We start from the raw sequence: 2,616 nt of genomic DNA, 5'->3' as shown, positions 1-2,616 counted from the left end.
TTCTTTTTTAAACAAACAAAAAAGCACAAATTTTTCTATTTGTGCTTTCATATTTCACTCTACTTCCAATCCTCTTTCAAATGATAATTAATAATCGCATTATTAATAAACTGAGCATATTGTTCTCTAGGTACAGGGCGATTTAATTCATACATGCCATTCCCAGTTCCTCTCACAACATTATTAGATTGTAACGCACTAATTGCATCTTCTGCCCAGTGACCTTTTGGAATATCTTTAAATGTATGTTTTTGTTTCGTTTCAAAATTAAATGCTCGTTTTAAAATGACAGCCATTTCCGCTCTAGAGATTGGTGCTTTCGGCCTAAAATTCCCTTGGCCATCCCCTGTAAAAACACCACGTTTTGTTAACGCTAAAATTTCCTTTTTAAAAGTGGTTGTACTATCAGAAACATCTTTATATGGATTCGCTACTGGCCCTTCTTCTTTTATCTCAAGTGTTCTGTAAATAGTCCCAGCTACTTGTTCACGTGTTATAAGATCGCCAACACCATACTTCCCGTTTCCATACCCTAATATAATTTTATGATACGCTAAATCCATAATAGCATCATATGCCCAAAATCCGTATGGAACATCTTCAAACACAATCATTTGTGGATACTCTTCCGCTTTTACAGGTGTCACATTCGCCCCTGCAAATATACCTCCTGCCATTGTCGCAATCATCATTACACCCAATATTTTTTTCTTCATTATCCTCTCTCCCTATTTCATTCAAATAAAATGAACTTCATTGTTTCAGGAGTACTATTTTTTTTGTGAATGTAAGATAAAATGCAAATCTTCTAGAAGAAATATTCCCACTACCTTTCTACTTTATACCCCCTTCTTTCTTTTTCAAAAAGGAAGTTGTCACATCTAAGGTGTTATATACTAAAACATTCTACAATCTCTTTATAAACTCCTTTTCACTTTATAACTTCCCTTTATTGGCACCTAAAGGAGATGCCTAATGGAGATTACTATATCCATGGTTTATATTTCAGAGGTAGCATCCCCCTTCACTGATAACTCGCTTTCGCTGAATTTTGAGGTGGGGGTCTTACTGCCCAGCAAATAACGGGATAAAAAAATCATCCTTTTTTCTTAAAAGAGGATGATTTTTTTATATTTATTAACACTCAAATATGCTACTACTTTTGAAGAGTAAATTGGGCAACTATTTGTTTTAATTTTCCTGCTGCGTTATGCATATGTTCAATTGAAACCGAAATCTCTTGAACAGATTTTTCTTGCTGTTGAATAGACTCTTTTACCCTATCAGTTCGGTCAGATGATCTTTGGGAAATTTGAGCCATGTCTTCTGCAGAAGCCGAGATTTCCTCACTACTCGCTGCAATTTCATCTGTAGACATAGATACCGTTTGAATTTGCTCAGATACTTGCTGTACTTTTTCTGTAATTGTTCCAAATACTTTTTCTGTATGCATTACTACTTGTGTACCTGCCTGTACCTCATTATCTACTTTCCCCATCATATGTACCGTATGGTTCGTTGTTCCCATAACTTGAGTAATAAGATTCTCAATTTGTTTTGCAGAATCACTAGATTGTTCTGCTAATTTCCGCACTTCATCTGCCACAATTGCAAATCCTCTACCACTTTCACCAGCACGTGCAGCCTCAATTGCGGCGTTTAATGCTAATAAGTTAATCTGGGAGGTAATACCTTGCATAACATCAATGATTTTAACAATTTCTTCTGATTGTTCTTTCATAGTCTCTACTTGTTTCACACCGCTATGTACCGAATTTTGGATTGTATCCATCTGTTGAATCATTTGTTTCATTAATTTGTTACCACTCTCTGCATCTAATGCTGATTGAGCAGATAATTCATTTACAGAGGATGATGTATTGACTATACTCTGCATTCCTTGCGTCAACTCTTCCATCGCACCCGCAGTTTGTTCCATTGCTTGCATTTGACTCTCTGCACCATTTGCAACTTCTTCAATATCCATAGTGATTTTCTTCGCTGCACTACTAGATACTTCTGATGCAGATACTACTCCGTCTGCATGTTGGAATAAAAGCTGAATATTATTCTCTACTTCTTGCATATTTGTTCTTAGCCCTGCAATCATCTCGTTAAAATTACTTACTAATACACCTAATTCATCCTTAGCAGTATAATCACCATGTACGGTTAAATCTCCTTCTTTCGCTCTTTCCATCATACGACTAACCGTTTGTAAAGGAGCAACTATGAGCTTGCTAATAATATAACTTACTATACATATAACGATTGTAGTAACTACTACAAGAATGATAAAGGTAATAACGGAACGATCAATCATTTTTTGAGAATCTTTAAATACTTGGTCAGCTAAATTTGAAACATACGATTCTAGATCCACTGCATAACCAGCTAACTCTATTCCCTTCGGTTTTAATTCCTTCTGAAATTCATTTACCATTTGTGGCTCATTTGTTGCCTTCGCCTTTTCAAATAATTTTTTATATGTATCTTTATAACTTGGCAAAGATTTCTTCATCTTCTGAAATAGTTCATCCTCTTGCTTACTTAAATTAAAACCATCATCATATTCTTTTAATAAAGAATCATATTTTTTAAGATCCTTTTCAATAT

The 2,616-nt window shown here is 34.8% G+C and carries 2 protein-coding genes and 1 pseudogene; all 3 read right to left on the bottom strand.

Features of this window, described 5'->3' with window-relative positions; all coding sequences use genetic code 11:
- Positions 1-59 precede the first annotated feature (59 nt).
- Positions 60-716 carry an S-layer homology domain-containing protein gene (locus tag ACQGS6_RS26145; RefSeq protein WP_000727095.1) on the bottom strand — a complete coding sequence of 219 codons (657 nt, stop codon included), beginning with the start codon at positions 714-716 and terminating at the stop codon, positions 60-62.
- 440 nt (positions 717-1,156) lie between these two features.
- On the bottom strand, positions 1,157-1,918 hold the full coding sequence (locus tag ACQGS6_RS26140) for a methyl-accepting chemotaxis protein (protein WP_426948190.1): 762 nt from the start codon (positions 1,916-1,918) through the stop codon (positions 1,157-1,159).
- Between the two features lie 234 nt (positions 1,919-2,152).
- Positions 2,153-2,200, bottom strand: a pseudogene (locus ACQGS6_RS26135) (hypothetical protein); the annotation flags it as partial.
- Between the last annotated feature and the right edge of the window lie 416 nt (positions 2,201-2,616).

Source organism: Bacillus sp. GMs2/2 (assembly GCF_050172095.1).
In the GTDB taxonomy this organism is placed as follows: Bacteria; Bacillota; Bacilli; order Bacillales; family Bacillaceae_G; genus Bacillus_A; species Bacillus_A cereus.
The sequence above is the reverse complement of the archived record's forward strand: the minus strand, read 5'-3'. Positions and strand labels throughout refer to the sequence as shown.

Coding starts and splice junctions, on each gene's coding strand:
- ACQGS6_RS26145 (WP_000727095.1), bottom strand. CDS start 716: ATGAAGAAAAAAATATTGGGTGTAATGATGATTGCGACAATGGCAGGA.
- ACQGS6_RS26140 (WP_426948190.1), bottom strand. CDS start 1,918: ATGGAAGAGTTGACGCAAGGAATGCAGAGTATAGTCAATACATCATCC.